The sequence below is a fragment of the Pseudomonas sp. GL_093 genome, assembly GCF_057837605.1.
The window spans coordinates 4103235-4125517 of sequence record NZ_CM174448.1 but is presented as its reverse complement, the minus strand read 5'-3'; the positions used below and the strand labels follow the sequence as shown (position 1 = coordinate 4125517).

The window sequence follows — 22283 nt, the reverse complement described above, 5'->3', positions numbered from 1 at the left end:
AGGCCACCTGATGACGTCCACACGCACCTCCAATCCTCCCTCCGGCATGGTCAGGGTGCGCGGCGCCCGGGAACACAATCTCAAAAACGTCGATGTCGACATCCCCCGGGATGCTCTGGTGGTGTTCACTGGCGTGTCCGGTTCGGGGAAGTCGTCTCTGGCGTTCTCGACCCTCTATGCCGAAGCGCAACGCCGCTATTTCGAATCCGTGGCGCCTTATGCGCGGCGCCTGATCGATCAGGTCGGGGTGCCGGACGTCGACTCGATCGAAGGCTTGCCGCCGGCGGTGGCGCTTCAGCAGCAACGAGGTACGCCGAGCACGCGCTCTTCGGTGGGCAGCGTGACGACGTTGTCGAGCCTGATCCGCATGCTGTACTCCCGGGCCGGCAGTTATCCGCCGGGGCAACCGATGCTCTATGCCGAAGATTTTTCGCCCAACACGCCTCAGGGCGCGTGCCCCGACTGTCATGGGTTGGGGCGGGTGTATGAAGTCACCGAAGCGTTGATGGTCCCGGACCCGAGCCTGACCATTCGCCAGCGCGCGGTCGCCTCCTGGCCCACCGCCTGGCAGGGACAGAACCTGCGCGACATCCTGGTGACGATGGGTTACGACGTCGACAAACCCTGGCGCGATCTGCCGAAAAAACTGCGTGACTGGATTCTCTTCACCGAAGAAACACCCACGGTGCCGGTGTATGCCGGGCTCACCCCCGAAGAAACCAGAGTCGCGCTCAAACGCAACATGGAACCGAGTTACCAGGGCACGTTCACCGGCGCCCGGCGCTACATTCTGCACACCTTCAGCCATTCCCAAAGCGCGTTGATGAAGAAGCGTGTCTCGCAATTCATGCTCGGCAGCCCGTGCCCGTTGTGCGACGGCAAACGGCTCAAACGCGAGGCGTTGTCGGTGACCTTTGCCGGTTACGACATCGGCGAGTTGTCGCAGATGCCGTTGCTGCAAGTGGCCGAAGTCTTGAAACCAGTGGCCGCTCACAGCTACCTCGAACAGACCGAGACGGCGGGCGAAGTATTGACGCACGACCAGACCCGCGAGGCCCGCGAGCAACGAGTGGCCCACGGCGCCAGTGGTCACGCCAACGCGCCGGATGTCCGCCACACACCGAACCTGTCAGTAGAGAAACGCCTGGCCGCGCAGCGGATCGCTCAGGACTTGCTGGAACGGGTCAGCACGTTGACCGATCTGGGGCTCGGTTACCTGGCGCTGGAACGCAGCACGCCGACGCTGTCGTCCGGTGAGTTGCAGCGTCTGCGCCTGGCGACGCAATTGGGTTCGCAGTTGTTCGGCGTGATCTACGTGCTGGATGAACCGTCGGCCGGTCTGCACCCGGCGGATGGCGAAGCGCTGTTCGAAGCCCTGCAACGCTTGAAAGCCGCGGGCAACACCTTGTTCGTGGTCGAACATGACCTGGAAACCATGCGCCGCGCCGACTGGCTGATCGACGTGGGCCCAGCGGCCGGCGAGCATGGCGGCCAAGTCCTGTACAGCGGACCGCCGCCTGGGTTGGCGCAGGTGACGAACTCGCAGACGCGCGCTTACCTGTTCGCCGAGCAGGTCGCTCAGCCCCAAGCCAGCCGTAAGGCGAACGATTGGCTACGGCTGGAAGGCATCACTCGCAATAACCTGAACAACCTCAGCGTCGAGTTTCCGCTGGGCTGTTTTACCGCGGTGACGGGCGTCTCGGGTTCCGGTAAATCAAGCCTGGTCAGTCAGGCGCTGCTGGAACTGGTGGGCGCGCATCTCGGGCGCGCGGCAAGTGACAGCGAGACGCAAGAGTTGAGCCTTGAGGACGACGCACCGCAAGTCAGCGGCGGTCAGGTCATGGCGGGGCTGGAATCGATCAAGCGCCTGGTGCAAGTCGATCAGAAACCTATCGGCCGTACGCCGCGTTCGAACCTGGCGACTTACACCGGGCTGTTCGACAACGTGCGCAAACTGTATGCCGCCACACCCGAGGCGCAGGCCGAGGGTTACGACGCCGGTCAGTTCTCCTTCAACGTCGCCAAGGGGCGGTGCTCGACGTGCGAAGGCGAAGGCTTTGTCAGCGTCGAGTTGCTGTTCATGCCCAGCGTCTATGCACCGTGCTCGACCTGCCACGGCGCACGCTACAACCCCGAGACGCTGGCAATCATCTGGCAAGGGTTGAACATCGCCCAGGTGTTGCAGCTGACGGTAGACGAAGCGGTCACGGTATTCGCCGAACAACCGGGCATTCGCCGCTCGCTGGAGGTGCTGCGCGATATCGGCCTGGGTTACCTGCGCCTCGGCCAACCGGCGACCGAGCTGTCGGGCGGCGAAGCCCAGCGGATCAAACTGGCCACCGAACTGCAACGCAACCAGCGTGGGGCCACGTTGTATGTGCTCGACGAGCCCACCACCGGTTTGCACCCAAGGGATGTCGATCGCTTGCTCGAACAGTTGAATACGCTGGTGACGGCGGGGCATACGGTGATCGTCGTCGAACATGAAATGCGCGTGGTGGCGCAGAGTGACTGGGTGATCGACATCGGCCCGGGGGCGGGGGATCAGGGCGGGAAGATTGTTATTGCAGGCACACCGCAGAAAGTCGCCAAGAGCAAAAAGAGCCGGACGGCACCGTTTTTGGCCAGAACCCTTGGTACGGCTTGATTTTGCCGATGCCTGTGCTGGCCTCTTCGCGAGCAGGCTCGCTCCCACAGGGGATTTGTGAACGCCACAGATCCAATGTGGGAGCGGCGGTGCGACGATTCGACTTGCTCGCGAAGGCGATCTAACAGGCGCTGTCGATCGTGCGCCGCACCTTGTCCAGCAGTTCATTGATCTGGAACGGCTTGACGGAAAGCGCAGACAAAGCGGACAAAGGTTTTATTGCGTTTGCGGAAGGCGACGAACGGGCACCGCTGGTCTGATAGGCGGTCGACAGAACCGGCTAACCGAGGCCATTCTGATAGTTGGTGAACGCAATTGATCGCGTTTGCCTCCGATCAACAAACGGAGGTGTTCCATGCCGGTGCCACACGACCTTTATCAGGATCTCAAGCTTTCAAAGGAAGATATCCAGCAAAAACGCACCAAGGATCCGTTACTGGATTCACTGATCAACAAGTATTCACAGGCGGATGCCGAGGTGGTAAAGGCTGAATCCGCAAAATCGGATGCGCCCACTGATGACGCATTGAAGAAACTCAAGGCGAAGCGCGTGGAGGTTAAGCAAAAGATCGTTGATCGACTCCAGACGCCGTCCTGACGCGCCCTGTCTGGTCACCGACGACCGGTGACTGAAAAATTGGAACGGCGATAAATACCGGCACCTCGAATGTTCAGAGTCCGACTTTACGGCTCCATGCGAGGTGCCCCATGAATCCAAAATTCCCCAGCGAAGAGCAGGGTGGCTACGACCCCATCCCGACACATCCCGAACCCCTGAGTCCAGGACGCACCACCAGCAATCCCGAAGATGAGCCGGGCATCGACGAACTGCCCGACAATGAAGGAGCGCGCCCGATGGACGAGAATGACTCCACCGCCATGGACCCGGAAAGGGTGCTTGAGGAAACGGATAATGCGGTGCGCGATGGTGAGGTGGATCCCCGCTAAATCGAGACCGCCGACGCTTCTGTAGCAGCTGGCGAAGCCTGCGTTCGGCTGCAAAGCAGTCGTAAACCTGAGTACGCGACCTTCCTGACACACCGAGTGAACTGATTTCACGACTGCTTCGCAGCCGAACGCAGGCTTCGCCAGCTGCTACATTATTGAGCTTTACTTATGTAACGCCGTACTGAGTGGCAATCGCGCCATGTTTTTCGCCTTCAACGACCCGAAATACAACCAATCCCCATACTCGCGAACGGTCGTGATCGGCGAGTAGTTGTCGCGGCTACCGTCCTGCAGGTTGGCGATCACTTTACCGTCCAGATCCAGGCCCAGGGCGAAGGCGCGTTTCTCCACCGGTTTAGGCAGAACAGTCATCGCTCGCACGATCATCTTGCGCACGAATGGATGCGGCGCGGTGGCATCGAGCAATGCGTTGCGCGGTGCATAGAGCGCCACCCAGAAGCGGTCGCGACCATTGAACGCGAGGTTGTCCGGCAACCCTGGCAAATTGTCGATGAATAGATCGTGGGTGCCCGCTTTGGGGCCGCTCAGCCAGTAACGACTGATGCGATAGGCGCCCGTTTCGTTGACCAACACAAAGGCATCGTCCGGGCCCAGGGTCACGCCGTTGGCGAATTCCAGCTTATCCAGCAGGACCGCGGTCTTTCCGGTCTGGAAGTCATAACGCAGCAAGCGGCCATCGCCGCCGTGCTCGATGATCGCTTCGCCGTCACTGCCGTAGCCAAAGCGGCTGGAGGCATCACTGAAATAGGCGTAGTGCCCGGGTCTGTCGATCGCCACGTCGTCGGTGAAACCGAAGGGCACGCCATTGGCCGCCGTGGTCAATGCAATCAACCGGCCCTGGGCATCCAGTGACAGCAAGCCCTTGACCCCGTCGGCAATCACCAGCAGACCGTTGGGATGACGGGCCAGGCCCAAGGGTCTGCCGCCCGTATCGGCCAGGACTTTGGTGACCTTGCCGTCGAGGCTGGTACGGATCAATCGGCCGTCATGCAGACCCGTGATGAGGACGTTTTCCTCCAGCAGCAACGCTTCCGGCCCGTCGATATCAGCGGCGCCAACGCGCTCCACGCCTTTTAGGCGCTGATTGTCGGCGTAGATGCCGCTGGTGAGGGAGGGCGCCGGTGGCGGTGTCCAGGCCACGGGTTGAACCTTGGTCGGCATCAGCAGCAGAAAGGCGCCGATGACGACGATTACCAGCAACACCACATGGCGAAACTTGACGGTTCGACTCACGCGCTGACTCCTGCCGGGGCCAACTGTTTTTGCGCCATCTCACGCAACGCCAGCATCGACGCTGCCGACTCACGATCGATGCGACGCTTGAGCAGCAGTCGATTGGCAATGCGCATCGCCAGACCGCTGAACCGATACTCCAGGGTGCGGACAAAGTGTGTGCCATCGCCCCGGGCCTCGCACTCGTAAGTCACCACTAAAGACAACCCGTGATCGTCATGGGCCCAGGCACTCCAGCGGCGTCCTGGCAGGTATTCGTTAACCTCCCAGTGCAAGTGTCCCTCACGCCCGCCCGCCTTGATGTCTTCCTCGAACCGCCCCCCGGCATGCACCGGCCCGCTCTGGCCATCGACCTTGAGGGACGAGGGATGCCACTCCGGCCAACGGGTCACGGTGCTGGCATAGGCGAGCACGTCAATCGGGTCTCCAGCAATGTCGATCTGATGCTGCATGCGGGTCATGGTCGCTCTCGTCGGGTGCAGGTCAGTCGGCTCCGGTTCCCAATAGAGGGTGCCGAACAGGTAGTCCATCAGCGGAAAAACGATATTGAAATTGCGTTCCTGCATCAGCTCACGACGGTGATGCAGTTCATGCAGGCGGCGCATCTGGCGGATCCACGGCAACCGTGTGACGGGGTTCTCCGGTGGCAGGTGCTCGCAGGCATGGAACACTTCATAGGTCAGGTAACCGAGGACCAGACAGCCACCGAACAACCCGGCGACGTTGTTATCGAACTGCTCAAGCAGCCACCAGACGGGCAGGGTGATGACGACCGTGTGCAACACGATCAACCAGGCTGGAAACAGAATCACCCGCCAGTCCCGGGCACTGTTGTAGGTCATGTGGCCAGGGGCGAAAAAGCTGTGATGGTCGCCGGCATGGCGTGCGTAGAACATTCGCGCGAAGCTCTTTTTGTGATGCCCCAGGTGTCGATGGACCATGTACACGCCGAAGTTGAAGAACAACAACGTCAACGGCGTCGCCAGCCATTCCAGTGGCTGAACCTGGTGCACGGTGCTCCAGAATCCGCCAATGGCCAACACCCCGAACAGCAGCACAAAAGCGCCGTGCAGCCATGGGTTGTAGAGCGGATGAATGTCGGCGCGGTAGCGGGCGCGGAATGCTTCGGTGGTCTGCCTCACTGCAATCACCTGTAGTTATTGTTATCTCCAGCAGATTAGACGATCCCGGCGTTTTGGCTGGCCCAACCTTGAGGACGCAACCGCCATGCTTCGGTGCAAACCGGGCTCAGGTCAGCGGATTCCAGCGTTGCGACCAGTCATCGTCGGATTTGATCACTTCGCGCAGCAGGTCGAAGGCTCGTTGCAAGGTCGCGGAGTCGCGGTCGCGGGAGTAAACCAGATAGGTCGGGTAGCTGAATTCCGGGGCTTTTGGCACTTGCTCCAGCACACCGCTTTCCAGATAACTCTGGACCACCCGGGTGCGGAAGTAGCCGCTGCCGCCGTTTTCCAGAATGTATTGCAAGCCCAGTGGGCCGAGGTTGAAGCTCAATGCGGCTTTGGCTTTTTCCGGCAGGGCCGCGTCGTGCTGGCGGCGGAAGTCCGGGCCCCAGTCGATGTACACGTAGGGATCGGGTCTTGCGGCCTGGCGGATGAGGACCAGTTTTTCTTCCAGCACCTGTTCGACTTGCAGGCGCGGCCAATACTCGGGCTGGTAAACCAGCGCCGCATCCAGAACCCCCAGTTCCAGTTGGCGCAGCAGGTTTTCACCGTCACGGATTTCCATGCGCAGGGCGTGGCTGGGGATCTTCTCGCGCAGCGCGCCGGCCCAGCTGAGCATCAGCGGGTTGCACAGACTGACCTCGCCACCGATGTGCAACACGTCGCGGTAACCCTCGGGCAACGGCAAGTCCCGTCGCGCCGCTTCCCAGGTTTCGACCAGTTGATTGGCGTAGACCACGAAGGCTTCACCGTTCGGCGTCAGGCGCGCACCGGCGCGGTTGCGCACGAACAACGTACTTCCCAGCTGGCTTTCGAGTTTCTGTACCCGCGCTGTGATCGCGGTCTGGGTAACGTGGAGTTTTTCGGCGGCTGCGGCAAGGCTGCCGTGGCGGACGATTTCCAGAAAGGTGCGGGCGAGATCGATGTCCATGGGGCAGCCGGTGTCGGGAGTGGACGCATTGTAAGAGCACTCCCCACCTGTGGCGAGGTGTCACAGGTTTCACGTTGCTGGCGGGGCGTGCGCACTACACTGCAACCGTCTCTCGCCCAACGGACTCACCATGACAGCCAAACCCGCTGCGAACATCCAAGGCACTGTCGAAGGCCAGCGCCTGGCCGGCAGCGAGGCCGATGCCTGGCGCGAATGGGGGCCTTATCTGAGCGAGCGCCAATGGGGCACGGTGCGCGAGGACTACAGCGCCGATGGCGATGCCTGGCGCTATTTTCCCCACGACCATGCCCGCAGTCGGGCCTATCGCTGGGGCGAGGACGGGTTGGCGGGGTTTTCCGACAAGGCTCAGCACTGGTGTCTGGGATTGGGGCTATGGAACGAGCGCGATCCGATTCTCAAGGAACGTCTTTTCGGCCTGAACAATGCCGAGGGCAATCACGGCGAAGACGTCAAGGAACTGTATTTCTACGTCGACGGCGTGCCGAGCCATGCCTACATGCGCATGCTCTACAAATACCCTCAGGCCGAATTTCCCTACGCTGACCTGATCGCCGAAAACGCCCGTCGTGGTCTGGCGGACACCGAGTACGAAATCCTCGATACCGGTGTATTTGATGACGACCGATACTTCGACGTGACGGTGGAATACGCCAAACACGCGACGGACGACATCTTGATGCGCGTCACGGTGCACAATCGCGCCGATCAGCCAGCGCGTTTGCACGTAGTGCCTCAGCTATGGGCGCGTAACACCTGGAGCTGGGTGGCCGATGGGCAGAAACCGAGCCTGACGCTGGACGGCGATCAGGTTCTGGCCCGGCACCCGCAACTGGCTGACCGGCAGGCCAGTGTCTGGGGTGAGGAGGACTGCGAATGGCTGTTCTGCGAAAACCAGAGCAACTTCCCCAAGCTCGATGGTGTGGCGGCGAACGGGCCGTTCAAGGACGGGATCAACGATTTCCTGGTCGATGGCGTCAACGACGCGATCCGCCGTGACACGGGAACGCGGGTGGCGGCGCATTTCGTATTGGCATTCGAGGGTGGCCAGCGTCGCAGCGTTTATCTGCGCTTCGCCCCCTCGGGTGCCACTCGGGTGAATGCCAAGGCGCTGTTCGACCGTCGGCGCGCCGAGGCCGACGCGTTCTACGCAGCGCTGCAAATCGGGATCAACGACCCGGATGCGCGCAACGTTCAACGCCAGGCCCTGGCCGGATTGCTGTGGTCCAAGCAACTGTATTACTTCGACGTCAATCAGTGGCTCGACGGTGATCCGGCGCAACCTGCACCTCCACCCGGGCGCTCGCACATTCGCAACACCCATTGGCGGCACCTGTCGAATTTCGACATCGTCTCCATGCCGGACACCTGGGAATATCCGTGGTACGCCTCCTGGGACCTGGGCTTTCAGGCCGTTGCCTTCGCGCTGATCGATCCGGGATTCGCCAAGCATCAGCTGTTGTTGCTGGTCAAAGACCGCTTCATGCACCCCAACGGTCAGTTGCCGGCCTATGAATGGCGCTTCGACGACGCCAACCCACCGGTCCACGCGTGGGCCTGCTGGCGGGTCTATCAGCAGGACAAAACGCTGACCGGGACAGGGGACATGGATTTCCTCGAACGGATTTTCCATAAGCTGCTGCTGAATTTTTCCTGGTGGGTGAACCGCAAGGATGCCGAGGGGCGCAACCTGTTTCAGGGTGGCTTCCTTGGGCTGGACAACATCGCACTGTTCGACCGTTCGGCGATGTTGCCGCCCGGCTACCAACTCGATCAGGCCGATGGCACGGCGTGGGTCGCCGCTTATGCGCTGGATCTGATGCGCATCGCCCTGGAACTGGCCAAACGCAACAGTGTGTACGTCGACATCGCGGTGAAGTTCTTCGAGCATTTTCTCTACATTGCCGGGGCCATTAATCGTGTCGATTCTGAAGCCGAAGGTCTGTGGGACGAGCAGGATCAGTTTTTCTACGACGTGCTGCACCGCCCGGACGGCGTCAACGAACCGCTGCGCCTGCGCTCTATTGTCGGTCTGATGCCGCTGTTCGCCGTGCAGGTGCTGGAGCAGCACGAGCACGAGGGTTTGCCTGGGTTGCGGGAGCGCCTGCTGGGTTTTATGCGCCATCGACCGGATCTGGCCAGCCTGGTCTCGCGCTGGACCGAACCGGGTGAAGGCAACCGGATGCTGCTGGCATTGTTGCGCGGCGAACGCACCAAGAACTTGCTCAAACGCATGCTCGACGAGGGCGAGTTTCTCTCTGAATTTGGCATTCGTTCGCTGTCCAAAGCCTTCGCTGAACGGCCCTTTGGCGCGCAGATCAATGGTGATCGGCTCTGCGCCCGTTACGAACCGGCGGAATCGGGTTCACGGCTGTACGGCGGCAACTCCAACTGGCGTGGGCCGGTGTGGATGCCGATCAACTACATGCTGATCGAATCCTTGCGCGAGTTTCACCGTTACTACGATCAGAACTTCTCGGTGGAATACCCCACAGGGTCAGGTTTCCTGGCCACGCTGGAGGAGGTTGCCGATAGCCTGAGCCAGCGCCTGACCCGATTGTTTTTGCGCGATGAAGAGGGCAGTCGACCGTCGATGGCGGCGTATCCGCAATTGCAGGCTGACCCCGCCAGCCGCGACCTGGTGTTGTTTCATGAGTATTTTCACGCAGAGACCGGGCGCGGTCTGGGGGCCAGTCATCAGACCGGGTGGAGCGCGTTGGTGGCGCTGTTATTACAACCTTGATTTTCCACCCGATGCAAAACCCCTGTGGGAGCGAGCTTGCTCCCACATTTGATTATCGCCGTCTGGGAGCGCTTCGTTCAAAACGCAAAGCACGAACAGCCAAACGCTCCCCAGAATCCCTGAAAGTCGCTGACCGGCGCCGACGACAATCGCGCCCGTTCATGGCTATGGGCATGCACCGCGCAAGCCCCGACACATTGATGAACCTGCGCCGTCAGCGGCGCCAGGGGTTTCCAATGGCCTGGTACTTTGGCGACTGGCGACCATTCAGGCACCACGGGGATGGGAGGCGGCCCGAGTTTTTCAAATTCGACGCTGCCATAGACGATCTTGCCGTCGACGATGGTCAGGACCGATTCGATCCATTTGACCGCTTCATCCTCGATGTGGAAATAGTCCGCCGACAGCGCAATCAGGTCCGCCAGTTGCCCGACCTTGATCTGGCCTTTTTTGCCTTGCTCGGAGGAAAACCAGGCGCTGCCGTGGGTAAAGAGTTCCAGCGCGGTATCGCGGCTCAAGCCTTGCGGGTACAGCGCCAGGCCACCGACGGTGCGGCCGCTGATCAGCCAGTACAGTGAGGTCCAGGGGTTGTAGCTGGACACGCGCGTGGCATCGGTGCCGGCGCCGACCGGAATGCCTTCGGCCAGCATACGAGCGATGGGCGGCGTGGCTTCGGCAGCCTTGGCGCCGTAACGGTCGACGAAGTATTCGCCCTGGAATGCCATGCGGTCCTGGATCGCGATGCCACCGCCGAGGGCTTTGACCCGTTCGATGTTCTGCGGGGTGATGGTTTCCGCGTGGTCGAAGAACCACGGCAAACCGTCGAACGGAATGTCGCGATTAACCTTCTCGAACACGTCGAGCATGCGGCTGATGGATTCGTTGTACGTGGCGTGCAGACGGAACGGCCAGCGCTGTTCCACCAAATGGCGGACCACCGGCTCCAGCTCCTGCTCCATGGTTTGCGGCAAGTCTGGGCGGGGCTCGAGGAAGTCCTCGAAGTCGGCCGCCGAGAACACCAACATTTCGCCGGCACCGTTGTGCCGTAGAAAATCGTCGCCCTGACCGTAGTGGGAGGTGCTGGTCCAGTTTTTGAAGTCGGTCAGCTCTTCCTTGGGTTTCTGCGTGAACAGGTTGTAGGCGATACGCACGGTGAGCTGTTGGTCTTTGGCCAGTTGCTGGATGACTTGATAGTCGTCCGGATAATTCTGGTAACCGCCGCCGGCGTCGATGGCGCTGGTGACACCCAGGCGATTGAGTTCGCGCATGAATTGGCGGGTGGAGTTGACCTGGTATTCCAGCGGCAGTTTCGGCCCCTTGGCCAGGGTTGAGTAGAGAATCATCGCGTTGGGGCGGGCGATCAGCATGCCTGTCGGGTCGCCATTGGCATCGCGCTGGATTTCGCCACCCGGCGGATTCGGCGTGTCACGGGTATAGCCGACCACCTTCAACGCGGCGCGGTTGAGCAGGGCACGGTCGTAGAGGTGCAGGACGAACACCGGGGTATCCGGTGCGGCCTTGTTCAATTCATCAATCGTCGGCAGGCGTTTTTCGGCGAACTGGAACTCGTTCCAGCCACCGACCACCCGCACCCATTGCGGCGTGGGCGTACGGTCCGCCTGATCCTTGAGCATACGCAGCGCGTCGACCAGTGAAGGGACGCCTTCCCAGCGCAATTCGAGGTTGTAGTTGAGGCCACCACGGATCAGGTGCAGGTGCGAGTCGTTAAGGCCCGGAATCACCGTGCGGCCGTGCAGGTCGATAATTTGTGTGCCGGGGCCTTGCAGGGCCATGGCCTGGGCATCGCTGCCGACCACCACGAAGTGTCCGTCCTTGATCGCGACGGCGCTGGCTTGGGGTTTTTTGCGGTCGACGGTGTGCAGGCGTCCGTTGTACAGAATGAGGTCGGCGGGGGCGTCGGGCATGGTTTTACTCCCTGCGATTAACGGGCTGATCCAGGCACCGACGGCGCCTGCCGAAAGGCCTTGCAGTACACGTCGGCGGTTAAATCCGTCGTGGTCGTCAGGTGGGCTCATGGGCAGTGCTCCACGCAAAGGCTCTTGATAAAAAAGCGAGGGCAAACAGCCGATGTCTGACGCATGCGGCCAGAAGGAATATAGACGGCAAATCCACAGGTAGCCGTTTTCCAATGGCGAAAAACGACGAATCCCGCCTCGAGGGGCGGGATTCGTTTGCAGCCAGACGTGCTCCCGAAGATCGGGAGCGGCGCGCTTAGGCCGGGAACAGCTCGGACAGTTTCATGGCCAGCATCATGTCGCCTTCAGCGCGCAGTTTGCCGCCCATGAAGGCTTGCATGCCGTCGGTTTCGCCGCTGACGATGCCTTCCAGGGTTTCGCCGTCCATGACCAGAGTCACCTGGGCGTCCGGGTTTTCGCCTTCCTGGAGCTCGCAGGTGCTGTCCTTGACGATCAGCGAGAAGTTCTTGGTGTCGTCGATGCGGAAACCGAATACCAGGTCCAGACCGGCAGCAGCGGCTGGGTTGAACTTGGCTTTCATTGCTTGTACGGCATCAGCTACGGAGGTCATGGTTCGATCCTTTCTTGGGTAATTAGAGCTGGGTGAATACAGCCAGGGTCACAATAGTCCGGACTCAGCGAAACGTGATGAGTTCCGGGGTCTTCAACAGTTGCAGGTGCGCATGACTGTTGAAAGAAGACAGAGCCACCTCGCGACCGCGAAACTTCAGCAGGTTGAGCGAGGTGTTGACGATTTGCCAGTTCAGTTCAAACGCCTGCTTTGCCGGCATTTGCGTAATGAGGTGGAGCAGGGCCGTGATAGTGCCGCCGGAGGTGAACACGGCGATTTTCTGGGTGTTGTCGGCGCTTTCGAGGATTCGCTGCAGACCGGCCTGCACCCGTTCGACAAACCCCAGCCAGCTTTCCAGGCCCGGTGTGTCATAGGTGCCGGCGAGCCAGCGTTCAATGATCAGGGCGAAGATTCGCTGGAACTCGCCGCGGTTTTGCGCGGCATTGCGCAGGATGTGCAGCGCTTCGGGTTCGTCCGGTAACATGGCCGGCAGCAGCGCGCGGATCACCGCGTCGGCGTCGAACTCATTGAAAGCGCAATCGATCTCCAGGACGGGAACCGGCAGGCCTGCCGCAGCGAACTGTTCCAGTGCGCTGTTGGCCGTGTGCTGCTGGCGGCGCAGATCGCCCGAGAGGCAGCGATCGAAGCTGATACCCAGCTCGGCGAGGTGCTGGCCGAGGACTTCTGCCTGGCGAATACCGGTCGGCGACAGGACGTCATAGTCGTCTGCACCAAAGGAGGCCTGGCCATGTCGAATCAAATAGATACTGCCCACGTCCGCTTCATCCCGCTACGTTGAAGGTTCGGCGAGGTTATGAGGATGAAGGTGGGCTGTCAATGAAAAAACATACGCTTGTTTGAAATGCCCGTTACAGGCGTGTTGCCAGAGGTTTCACGGCTGGCCGCCGAGGCGGCGCATGGGTATGCTGGAGGTATCCCGCGCGCGTTTTTTGCAGCGCATCGTATTAAAGGAGTCCCTGTGGAGTTTTTTGCCGAGTACGCAGTTTTTCTGGCTAAGACCGTGACACTGGTGATCGCCATTCTGGTGGTCCTGGCCAGTTTCGCGGCATTGCGCAGCAAAGGTCGGCGCAAGTCGGTCGGCCAGTTGCAAGTCAGCAAACTCAATGATTTCTACAAAGGGCTGCGCGAACGCCTGGAGCAAACCTTGCTCGACAAGGACCAGCTCAAGGCCTTGCGAAAGGTCGAAGCTAAAACCGAGAAAAAGCAAAAGAAGAAAACCGAGGCCAAGCCACGGGTGTTTGTGCTCGATTTCGACGGCGACATCAAGGCGTCGGCCACTGAAAGCCTGCGCCATGAAATCACCGCGCTGCTGACCCTCGCCACGCCCAAGGATGAAGTGGTGCTGCGTCTGGAAAGCGGCGGCGGCATGGTTCACAGCTATGGCCTGGCGTCCTCGCAACTGGCGCGTATCCGTGATGCCGGAGTGCCGTTGACCGTGTGCATCGACAAGGTCGCGGCCAGCGGCGGCTACATGATGGCGTGCATCGGCGAGAAGATCATCAGCGCGCCGTTCGCGATCCTCGGCTCGATCGGCGTCGTGGCCCAGTTGCCTAACGTCAATCGTCTGCTGAAAAAACACGACATCGACTTCGAAGTGCTGACCGCCGGCGAGTACAAGCGCACCCTGACGGTGTTTGGCGAAAACACCGAGAAGGGCCGCGAGAAGTTCCAGGAAGACCTGGACATCACTCACCAGTTGTTCAAGAACTTCGTTTCCCGCTATCGCCCGCAATTGGCCATCGACGAAGTGGCCACCGGTGAAATCTGGCTCGGTGTCGCGGCGCTGGACAAGCAACTGGTGGACGAACTCAAGACCAGCGATGAATACCTCGCCGAACGTGCGAAGAAGTCCGAGCTGTACCACTTGCACTACGCCGAACGTAAAAGCCTGCAGGAACGCATCGGCATGGCGGCCAGCGGCTCAGTCGATCGTGTGCTGTTGAGCTGGTGGAGCCGATTGACCCAGCAACGCTTCTGGTAATACTCAAAAAGCATCATCGTCAAAAAAATGAAACCGTGGATTCTTCCCCGGTTTCATTTTTTTTTGCGGGTTTTAAGTCCATCCATTTTCCTTACGGCGTTTGCGAATTTTCCTGAGGTCATTGTCGATCGCTCCCGCTTCCGGTTGATCCAGGGTCAGTTAGGGTGGTGTTCCTGAAACGCTTGCAATGGAATGCACCATGACCGACTACCCTCACAAAGACGACGATGCACCGCCCTTTCCCGGCATGCGCGAAGAGCTGAAGTCCGCTGTGGATGCCGCGCTGCCGCAGACTCCCGGCCAGTTTGGCGAACACCTGATCAAGCAAAAGTGGGGTCAAGACATTGACCCGACGACAGCGCAGCTGGTGACGCTCGATTACGACTACGCCGGGCGTTCTGCGCCGAACGGCGTCCATCAGGGGCGGGTGGCGAGTTCCATGTCCCTGGTGCAGGTGCTGATTGGCAACCATCAAACCGTGGGTGACGGACGCTTCGGCGAAACAGTGTTTGGCTTGTACACGCCACCCGATGTCGGGCCGCCCATCGTTGTTACGGAACAGGTCGATGAGTTGGCCGAGCCCGGTAACGACTTTCACTATTCCTACGAAGGCATTTATCGCCAAACCGTTCCGCAGCGCTACGGACCGCAGACCCAGATCGCCGTGAGGCCCGCCGATTTCAAGAAATGGGTCTGGGAACTGGACCTCCAGGACCGATATCAGGCTTACCTCGATCAAGCCTGGCCATCGGATGAAGTGATCGTCGCCCCCAGCCCCCATGCGCTGAAAACCTCGGCCAAAGCGGCCTTCGTCATGGCCGCTTTGCTGCAGCGGCATGAGAACAGTCTGACCCCAAAGGGGAGCGAGCTGGCCATGCAGGCGGCAGGGCTGCCGTCGGATCAGGCATGGGCAACGCTGACGATCGAACAACTGCAGGCGCCCACCAGGATGCCCGCGATGCTCAAGACGGGACGCCTGAAGCTTTATCGCTACACCTCGAAAGACATCTGGGGCTACCGTGACCCCGACGGCAGGATTCTGTTGTACATCCCCGGCAACTCTTCGCCCTTGCACCTGTTTGACGATTCCGGGCAATTGCACAAATGGGTTGTGAAGCAGGGCAGGCGTGACGATACAAAACAGGCCTTGGCCGCCCACTTCGCCGAGGACGATCGCAAGGACGGCACTTTCCATGCCGGTGTGTTGACGGCGCTGGATGGCATGGCGGTCTACCCAAAGGTACACCGGCTGAGGAAAGAGGCGGGGTTCTTCAACGATGACGGCCGTTGGGAGCCGGCCGGATACATCGGTTTCGATGACTCGCCATCAGGCATCGATCCGTTTGCCCAGCTGGTTCTGACCATGAAGGAGGCCTCCCGGGCCAGTGTCAAAACCATTCGTGACGATGCGCAGGTCAACCGGGACAACTTGAGTACCGTCGTCGAACCGGTCGTGCAGTGGATCAACCGTTTCGGTCCGTTGGCGTTGTTCGTGCCCGGTGGTGAAGGATTACTGGTGCTGGCCGGTATCATCGACGCCGGGTATGGCCTTGATCAGGCCGTCAACGGCGCAACATCGAGTGATCGAGCGTCGGGCGTGACCCGCACGGTGTTTGGCTTGCTCAATGCGCTGCCGCTGGCAGGCGCAGGCGTGGCGCTCAAGGGTGAAGCTACCGAGGCCGGTGCCATTGCCGAGAGAGTGCACGAACCTGGTGTAGCACCGAGGGAGGAGGTTGCCAGGCCGACGCCGGATCAGGCTGTTGCCCCGACTCCCGGACTATCGAACCTGACACTGGCGACCCGCGTGGAACTTCTGCGCGGAATCGGCCCGTCGGTGGCGTCTTTCAGCGATGAAATGCTGGTGCAGATCGGCAAGGTCAGTACAGTCGATGACGACATGCTGCGACTGATGCAGGCCGGGCGCCCGCCGACGCCTTTGCTGGCCGATACGATCAGCCGTTTCAGGATTGATCAGGAACTCGGGGAAACTACCGTGGCACAGGGCGAGCGAGTCGAACGGTTCAACAGCCGTTACGAAGCGCTTCAGCACTCGGAACATGAATGGGTCCGGTTGTTTCAGCGCCAATACCCCGGCCTGCCCAAAAGCGCTATTGAGCAGATGCTCGACCGCTATGGCGTGGACATCCAGAGTCCACCCGACGCGGTTCAGGTCCGGCAAGCGTTCAACCGTCTCGACAGCAAGGCCCGCCAGTATCAACAACATGTGCGGCTCAATCGTGCCTATGAAGGCTTGTACCTTCGGTCGGTGGTTAGCCCGGAGTCGGACACACTGGCCCTGCATTCCCTCAAAAATCTCCCCGGATGGCCAAAAAGCCTTCGAATTGAAGTGCACGACAGTTCCCTCGCAGGCCGGGTTCTGGACCGTAGCGGCACGTTTGACGCCATCGATGTTCGACGGTTGATCAAGGTGGGAAACCGTTACCAGAGTCGCGATGTGCCAGCGGGCTTTTATGAGGCAGTGCTTGAAGTCTTGACCGAAGACGAGCGCTCGGCGCTGCAACTTTCATCGCTCGATCCGGCCCGCGAGTTGCGGCTGAAAGTCGGCGAGCAGGCAATGCCTCGATCCGAACTCATGCTCGGTCTGGGCAGGATGGATTCCGGTCTGCACTTTGAGGCGCAAGGGCTACGCGGCGGCGGCTTCCCCGGTACGCCACAGGGCGAAGGGTTGACGCACGAGATGATGAGGTTGCAGCTCAAGGAGATCTATCCGGATTTCTCGAACGCTGAAGCCGATGAACTGTTACAGCGTGCTGGTGGCAATGCTCAGGTACACATCGATCAGATGAAGCAACAGTTTCAGCAACTCAATACTGATTTGAGCAGTTGGATAGATCAGAGCGCCAATGACGTCAACGCTATGGACCTTCCCTTTATTGCCTTGGGGGATGCCGCGGCGCAGGGGTTGAGTCCTGGACAAATCGCGGCCTATAACGTCCAGCTAATCATGGAGGAGATGCAGGACGAACGGGCGCTCAGGACCGAACTGGCCGACGAGCTGGTTCGCATTTGGCAAAAGCGCGGAGGGGCTCCACGTACTACGTTGGATATGACCTTTGAAAACTATCACCGATTACCGGTGTTGAATGTCAGGTTGGACGATGTAACCGAACTATTGATGCGAGGCTTCCACCTCACCGAGGAGGACAGTCTGAACGGGTTTCTCGAGAACTTTCCAAACCTCGAGGTCTTGAATCTGGACAGTGTGGACTTGCGTCATTTCTTCGTGGGCGGCGACGCGGGTCGCTCTTTACCGCCGGCAATCAGCCAATTGAAACACCTTTCCTCACTAAACCTGCGAGCCACACAGCTGGTTTTCAGTGAAAGCGCCGCGTCCCAACTGCGTGACCTGACCCGTTTACAATCGCTGGACTTGAGTGACAACCCGCTGGGCGTACCGCCGCTGGTGTTGGGCATGAACGATTTGCGTCAGCTCAACCTGAGGAATACGCAGATCAGCCGGTGCCCGATCGGTATCAAGGATGAGCCCTATCTGACTATTCTGGATTTACGTGATAACCGTATAAGCCGGGTTCCACCAGCGGTCATGAATCAGGCTGTCGCTGACGACCGCGTGCTTTTATGGGGGAATCCGCTGACGGACGAAGACACGCTTCGCCGGCTTGTCAGTCATCGCGAGGAAACGGGAATCAATGTATGGCTTGACGCCCCCGGAGCCGACTACGGTTCGCCGATGGTGTGGCTGCGAGATTGCGAGGAAGCGTTGCAACAATCCCGGCAAGCGCTTTGGCAGCGATTGGCAGGCAAACCTTCCGGTACGCGATTTTTAGACGTAATAAACAGGCTGAGCCTGACGGCCGATTTTAAGGTGAGTTATCTGTCGCTACAGGCGCGAGTCTGGCGACTGTTGCACGAGGCCGATACTTCGGAGGAAGTGTGGGCTCGATTGAGTCGCAGCAGCGGGCGGTATGATCATCCGATGGCAGCTTTTGGGGCGTTGGAGGATCGTGCCAATCTGTAATTCAGCGAGGAAGGAGCCTTGAGCCCGGAAAACCGGGCTCAAGGCTGGACGATCAACGACGACGGAACAGCGGCAGCGGTTCGTCGGTGGCGGCCTGATAGGTCACCGAGAAGTCCTTGAGACCTTCAAGGGCTTCATACGGGTCTTTATCGGCACGGATCGCAAAGGCGTCGAAACCGCAGCGGTGCAGGTAGAACAGCTGGTCGCGCAGCACATCGCCAATTGCCCGCAATTCGCCTTTGAAACCGTAACGGTCACGCAGCAGGCGGGCGTTGGAGTAGTTGCGGCCATCAGTGAAGGCGGGGAAATTCAGGGCGATGACCTGGAAATTTTCCACGTCGTCACCGATTTCTTCGGCTTCTTCATCGGCATCCAGCCATACGCCCAAGCCGCCATCGCGGGCCTTGAGCATGCGGCTGTGTTCGCGCCACAGCTGCAACGGGACGATCAGGTCGTCACAGTTGCTGATCTCGTCGATGTTGAAGTCCTTGGGCAGCAAGTGCCAGGTTTCGTCGACGACTTCGTTGTTCTTAATTATTCGCTGCATAGACGCGCTCCTTGAAGAGGTCGATGCCAATACGCTGATAGGTGTCGATGAAACGCTCGTCTTCGGTACGTTGTTCGATGTACACGTCGATCAGCTTTTCGATCACGTCAGGCATGGCTTCCTGGGCGAAAGACGGGCCGAGGATCTTGCCCAGGCTGGCGTCACGGCTGGCGCTGCCACCCAGGGACACCTGGTAGAACTCTTCGCCTTTCTTGTCCACCCCGAGGATGCCGATGTGGCCGACGTGGTGGTGACCACAGGCGTTCATGCAGCCGGAGATGTTCAGGTCCAGTTCGCCGATATCGAACAGGTAATCCAGGTCTTCGAAGCGACGCTGGATCGACTCGGCGATCGGGATCGACTTGGCGTTGGCCAGGGAGCAGAAGTCGCCGCCCGGGCAGCAGATGATGTCGGTCAGCAAGCCGATGTTCGGCGTGGCGAAACCCTGCTCGCGCAACTCGCCCCACATCGCGAACAGTTGGGTCTGCTCAACGTCGGCCAGAATGATGTTCTGCTCGTGAGAGGTGCGCAGCTGGCCGAAGCTGTAACGATCGGCCAGGTCGGCAACGGCATCGAGTTGCTTGTCGGTGATGTCGCCCGGTGCAACACCGGTCGGCTTCAGGGACAGGGTCACGGCCACATAGCCCGGCTTTTTGTGAGCCAGGGTATTGCGGGTGCGCCAGCGCGCGAAGCCCGGGTGTTCTTTATCGAGTTCGGCCAACGCCAGGGTCTGGTTGTCCAGAGCCTTGTACTCCGGATCAACGAAGTGTTTGGCGACGCGATGCACTTCGGCGTCGGTCAGCGTGGTCTGGCCACCGCGAAGGTGCTCCATTTCCGCATCGACTTTTTGCGCGAAGACTTCAGGTGTCAGGGCCTTGACCAGAATCTTGATCCGCGCCTTGTACTTGTTGTCACGACGGCCGTAGCGGTTGTAGACCCGCAGGATGGCGTCGAGGTAGCTCAACAGGTCTTGCCACGGCAGGAATTCATTGATGAACGCGCCCACCACCGGGGTACGGCCGAGACCGCCACCCACCAGCACGCGGAAGCCCAGCTCGCCTGCGGCGTTGTGCACCGGCTCAAGGCCGATGTCATGGACTTCGATGGCCGCACGGTCGGACGTCGAACCGTTGATGGCGATCTTGAACTTGCGCGGCAAGTAAGCGAATTCAGGGTGGAACGTGGTCCATTGGCGGACGATCTCGCACCACGGGCGCGGATCGATCAGCTCGTCGGCAGCGACACCGGCGAACTGGTCGGTGGTGACGTTGCGCAAGCAGTTGCCGCTGGTCTGGATCGCGTGCATCTGCACGGTCGCCAGTTCGGCAAGGATGTCCGGGATGTCTTCCAGCGCCGGCCAGTTGAACTGTACGTTCTGCCGGGTGCTGATGTGGGCATAGCCCTTGTCGAAATCACGGGCAATCCTGGCCATCATTCGCGTCTGGCGCGAAGTCAGTTGGCCGTAAGGCACCGCCACCCGCAACATCGGCGCGAAGCGCTGGATATAAAGGCCATTTTGCAGGCGCAGGGGGCGGAATTCTTCTTCGCTCAGCTCGCCTGCCAGATAGCGTCGGGTCTGATCACGGAACTGCTTGACGCGGTCCTCGATGATCCGCTGATCGTACTCGTCGTATACGTACATATAAGTCCTGTTCTCAGGCTTGGGCCGGTCGGATCCAGTTGCGTTTTTCGCTTGCTGAAGTCTCCGATACTGCCTCGGCAATTCTGCGCGCACGGCCGCGCACTCCCAACGGAGCCGGGGCAAGATACCAGTTTGCAGTTATGCGCAAAAGTGATGTTTGAGTATATGTAAAGAACCAAAACGACTAATGAGATCCAATGAGGTAAAACCCACATTTGTGGTGCGGGCAATCATCGTCTTAACTGTGCTCGAGTCTTTATGCAATCACCGATAAAACCGACAAGAGGCGATGCAATGAGCAACCCTACCAAAACGTCAAAACCCGATAGCACGGTCGATGCTTGGGCCATTCTGTTCCTGATCATCCTGGTCGTGAGCACTGCGGTATTTTGGGTCAGTCATCAATAACCGACCCCGTCCGGGCCCCATTCCGACGATTGTCGGACAATAACCGGAATAAACGCCGTTTTCCGGGACTTCGCTGGCTATAATGCGCGGCGAATTGCCGGGGGGCTCGGACGATCCATGTTGAAGTTTTTCTACTCATTCCTGCTGATGTGCGGCGCGGTTTATGGACCCGGTGCGCGCGCGGAATCAGTGCTGTTCCTGAATCCCGGAGCCACTCAGGAAGCCTTCTGGGTCAGTTACTCGCAATTCATGCAGGCGGCAGCCACGGATCTGGGCATTGATCTGCGAATTCTCTATTCCCGACGCATGCCAGAGCTCACGCTGGCGCAAGCCCGCCTGGCGCTGCAAGGCCCTGATCGTCCGGACTATCTGGTTTTCGTCAACGAACAGTACGTCGCTCCGCAGATCATTCGCCTGGCCCAGGGCAGCGGGGTGAAGCTGTTCATGGTCAACGCGTCCCTGACAGCCAACCAAATGAGCCTGCTGGGCGAGCGCCCTGAGCGCTTGGGCAGCCTGGTGCCCAACGACGAGGAGGGTGGCTACCTGATGCTCAAGGAACTGATTCGCCAGCATCCCCCCGCGGTACCCGGTCAGGTCATCGAGTTGCTGGCGTTTTCCGGCCTGAAGATCACCCCTTCGGCGCAATTGCGCGAGCAAGGCATGATGCGGGCCTTGGCCGAACACCCGGAAGTGCGCTTGCGACAGCTGGTTTACAGCGGCTGGACCCGGGAGCGGGCCTATGAACAGGCCAAACTGCTGTTCAAGCGTTACCCGAAAGTCTCGCTGGTGTGGTCAGCCAATGACGAAATGGCGTTTGGCGCCATGCAGGCGTATTCGGAGACGGGTGGGATACCCGGCAAGGATGCGTTGTTCAGTGCGGTCAACACCTCGCCGGCAGCGTTACAGGCGACGGTCGACGGACGTATCAGCGTGCTGCTGGGCGGGCACTTCACATTGGGCGGCTGGGCGCTGGTGGAGTTGCATGATCTTGAGCAGGGCGTGGATCTCACCCATTACGGCGGCCGAGACCGGCGAATCCCGTTGTTGCAACTGATCGACAAGGCACAGGCCAGGCGATTGCTGGCCATGGGGGAATCACCGGATTACGGTGTGAACTTCCGCCGTCTTTCAGCCAAGGGCCGGCCGACGTCGTATCGCTATCCGTTCAGTCTGCAAACCTTGATGCGCTAAACCCCGGCCAGGTGCACCACCAGTTGCACGATGCCATACAGCGTCAACGCGAACACCGCGGTGAACAAAATCCCCAGAATCACGAAATGACTGGGCTTGCCGTGAGTGAAGTCCCGGGCCCGGTTCTTCCCGCTCTGCACCCCGAACGCCGCCGCCATGACGCTTTGCAGCATCTGCCAGAAAGTGGGCGGCTTGTTGTTGGCTGGATCGTCCATAAACCCCTC

General features: G+C 60.0%; 16 protein-coding genes. 7 read left to right on the top strand and 9 right to left on the bottom strand.

The window, feature by feature from the left end:
* Positions 1–10: 10 nt before the first annotated feature.
* From uvrA to AC3IUE_RS18760, 3 genes are all read left to right on the top strand, one after another.
* A complete protein-coding gene (gene uvrA / locus AC3IUE_RS18770; protein WP_489263269.1) occupies positions 11–2647 on the top strand; it encodes an excinuclease ABC subunit UvrA in 2637 nt (878 codons plus the stop codon).
* 355 nt (positions 2648–3002) lie between these two features.
* The gene (locus tag AC3IUE_RS18765; RefSeq protein WP_056740730.1) at positions 3003–3245 is read left to right on the top strand and encodes a DUF465 domain-containing protein; all 243 of its coding nucleotides are present in this window, start codon (positions 3003–3005) and stop codon (positions 3243–3245) included.
* 110 nt (positions 3246–3355) lie between these two features.
* The gene (locus AC3IUE_RS18760; protein WP_056740731.1) at positions 3356–3595 is read left to right on the top strand and encodes a hypothetical protein; all 240 of its coding nucleotides are present in this window, start codon (positions 3356–3358) and stop codon (positions 3593–3595) included.
* Between the two features lie 162 nt (positions 3596–3757).
* Here the strand turns inward: AC3IUE_RS18760 and AC3IUE_RS18755 are convergent, their stop codons facing one another.
* The 3 genes from AC3IUE_RS18755 to AC3IUE_RS18745 all read right to left on the bottom strand — a co-directional run bounded on the left by AC3IUE_RS18755 (position 3758) and on the right by AC3IUE_RS18745 (position 6961).
* Positions 3758–4849 (bottom strand): SMP-30/gluconolactonase/LRE family protein, encoded by a 1092-nt coding sequence (locus AC3IUE_RS18755; RefSeq protein ID WP_489263268.1) that lies wholly within the window; start codon positions 4847–4849, stop codon positions 3758–3760.
* Positions 4846–5991: an SRPBCC family protein gene (locus AC3IUE_RS18750; RefSeq protein WP_489263267.1), complete on the bottom strand. Its 1146-nt coding sequence runs from the start codon at positions 5989–5991 to the stop codon at positions 4846–4848. Before AC3IUE_RS18750 ends, AC3IUE_RS18755 begins: the two co-directional genes overlap by 4 nt.
* A gap of 106 nt (positions 5992–6097) precedes the next feature.
* Entirely contained in the window at positions 6098–6961 is an 864-nt protein-coding gene (locus AC3IUE_RS18745; RefSeq protein WP_489263266.1) for a LysR family transcriptional regulator, read from the bottom strand.
* A gap of 130 nt (positions 6962–7091) precedes the next feature.
* Between AC3IUE_RS18745 and AC3IUE_RS18740 the strand changes: the two genes are divergently transcribed.
* Complete coding sequence (locus AC3IUE_RS18740) at positions 7092–9722, top strand: MGH1-like glycoside hydrolase domain-containing protein (protein ID WP_489263265.1); 2631 nt, start codon at positions 7092–7094, stop codon at positions 9720–9722.
* Between the two features lie 77 nt (positions 9723–9799).
* Here the strand turns inward: AC3IUE_RS18740 and AC3IUE_RS18735 are convergent, their stop codons facing one another.
* The 3 genes from AC3IUE_RS18735 to AC3IUE_RS18725 form a co-directional block, all read right to left on the bottom strand.
* Positions 9800–11647 carry an amidohydrolase gene (locus tag AC3IUE_RS18735; protein ID WP_489268879.1) on the bottom strand — a complete coding sequence of 616 codons (1848 nt, stop codon included), beginning with the start codon at positions 11645–11647 and terminating at the stop codon, positions 9800–9802.
* A 307-nt stretch (positions 11648–11954) separates the two neighbouring features.
* Positions 11955–12269: an SCP2 sterol-binding domain-containing protein gene (locus AC3IUE_RS18730; RefSeq protein ID WP_008154977.1), complete on the bottom strand. Its 315-nt coding sequence runs from the start codon at positions 12267–12269 to the stop codon at positions 11955–11957.
* A gap of 64 nt (positions 12270–12333) precedes the next feature.
* On the bottom strand, positions 12334–13044 hold the full coding sequence (locus tag AC3IUE_RS18725; RefSeq protein WP_056741495.1) for a histidine phosphatase family protein: 711 nt from the start codon (positions 13042–13044) through the stop codon (positions 12334–12336).
* 204 nt (positions 13045–13248) lie between these two features.
* Here AC3IUE_RS18725 and sohB point away from each other — a divergent pair, with 204 nt between their 5' ends.
* Together sohB and AC3IUE_RS18715 are read left to right on the top strand one after the other, a co-directional pair.
* The gene (gene sohB / locus AC3IUE_RS18720) at positions 13249–14271 is read left to right on the top strand and encodes a protease SohB (protein WP_489263264.1); all 1023 of its coding nucleotides are present in this window, start codon (positions 13249–13251) and stop codon (positions 14269–14271) included.
* Between the two features lie 199 nt (positions 14272–14470).
* Positions 14471–18271, top strand: coding sequence for a dermonecrotic toxin domain-containing protein (locus tag AC3IUE_RS18715; protein WP_489268877.1), 3801 nt, complete (start codon positions 14471–14473; stop codon positions 18269–18271).
* A 52-nt stretch (positions 18272–18323) separates the two neighbouring features.
* Here the strand turns inward: AC3IUE_RS18715 and AC3IUE_RS18710 are convergent, their stop codons facing one another.
* Together AC3IUE_RS18710 and AC3IUE_RS18705 are read right to left on the bottom strand one after the other, a co-directional pair.
* Positions 18324–18818 carry a DUF934 domain-containing protein gene (locus AC3IUE_RS18710; protein ID WP_038982933.1) on the bottom strand — a complete coding sequence of 165 codons (495 nt, stop codon included), beginning with the start codon at positions 18816–18818 and terminating at the stop codon, positions 18324–18326.
* Positions 18802–20460 (bottom strand): nitrite/sulfite reductase, encoded by a 1659-nt coding sequence (locus tag AC3IUE_RS18705; protein WP_489263263.1) that lies wholly within the window; start codon positions 20458–20460, stop codon positions 18802–18804. The genes AC3IUE_RS18710 and AC3IUE_RS18705 overlap by 17 nt, the downstream gene beginning before the upstream one ends.
* A 525-nt stretch (positions 20461–20985) precedes the next feature.
* On the opposite strand from AC3IUE_RS18705, the gene AC3IUE_RS18700 reads away from it, so the two are divergent.
* A complete protein-coding gene (locus AC3IUE_RS18700) occupies positions 20986–22059 on the top strand; it encodes an ABC transporter substrate-binding protein (RefSeq protein ID WP_489263262.1) in 1074 nt (357 codons plus the stop codon).
* Here the strand turns inward: AC3IUE_RS18700 and AC3IUE_RS18695 are convergent.
* A complete protein-coding gene (locus tag AC3IUE_RS18695; protein WP_056741500.1) occupies positions 22056–22274 on the bottom strand; it encodes a DUF2970 domain-containing protein in 219 nt (72 codons plus the stop codon). The genes AC3IUE_RS18700 and AC3IUE_RS18695 overlap by 4 nt on opposite strands.
* Positions 22275–22283 lie beyond the last annotated feature (9 nt).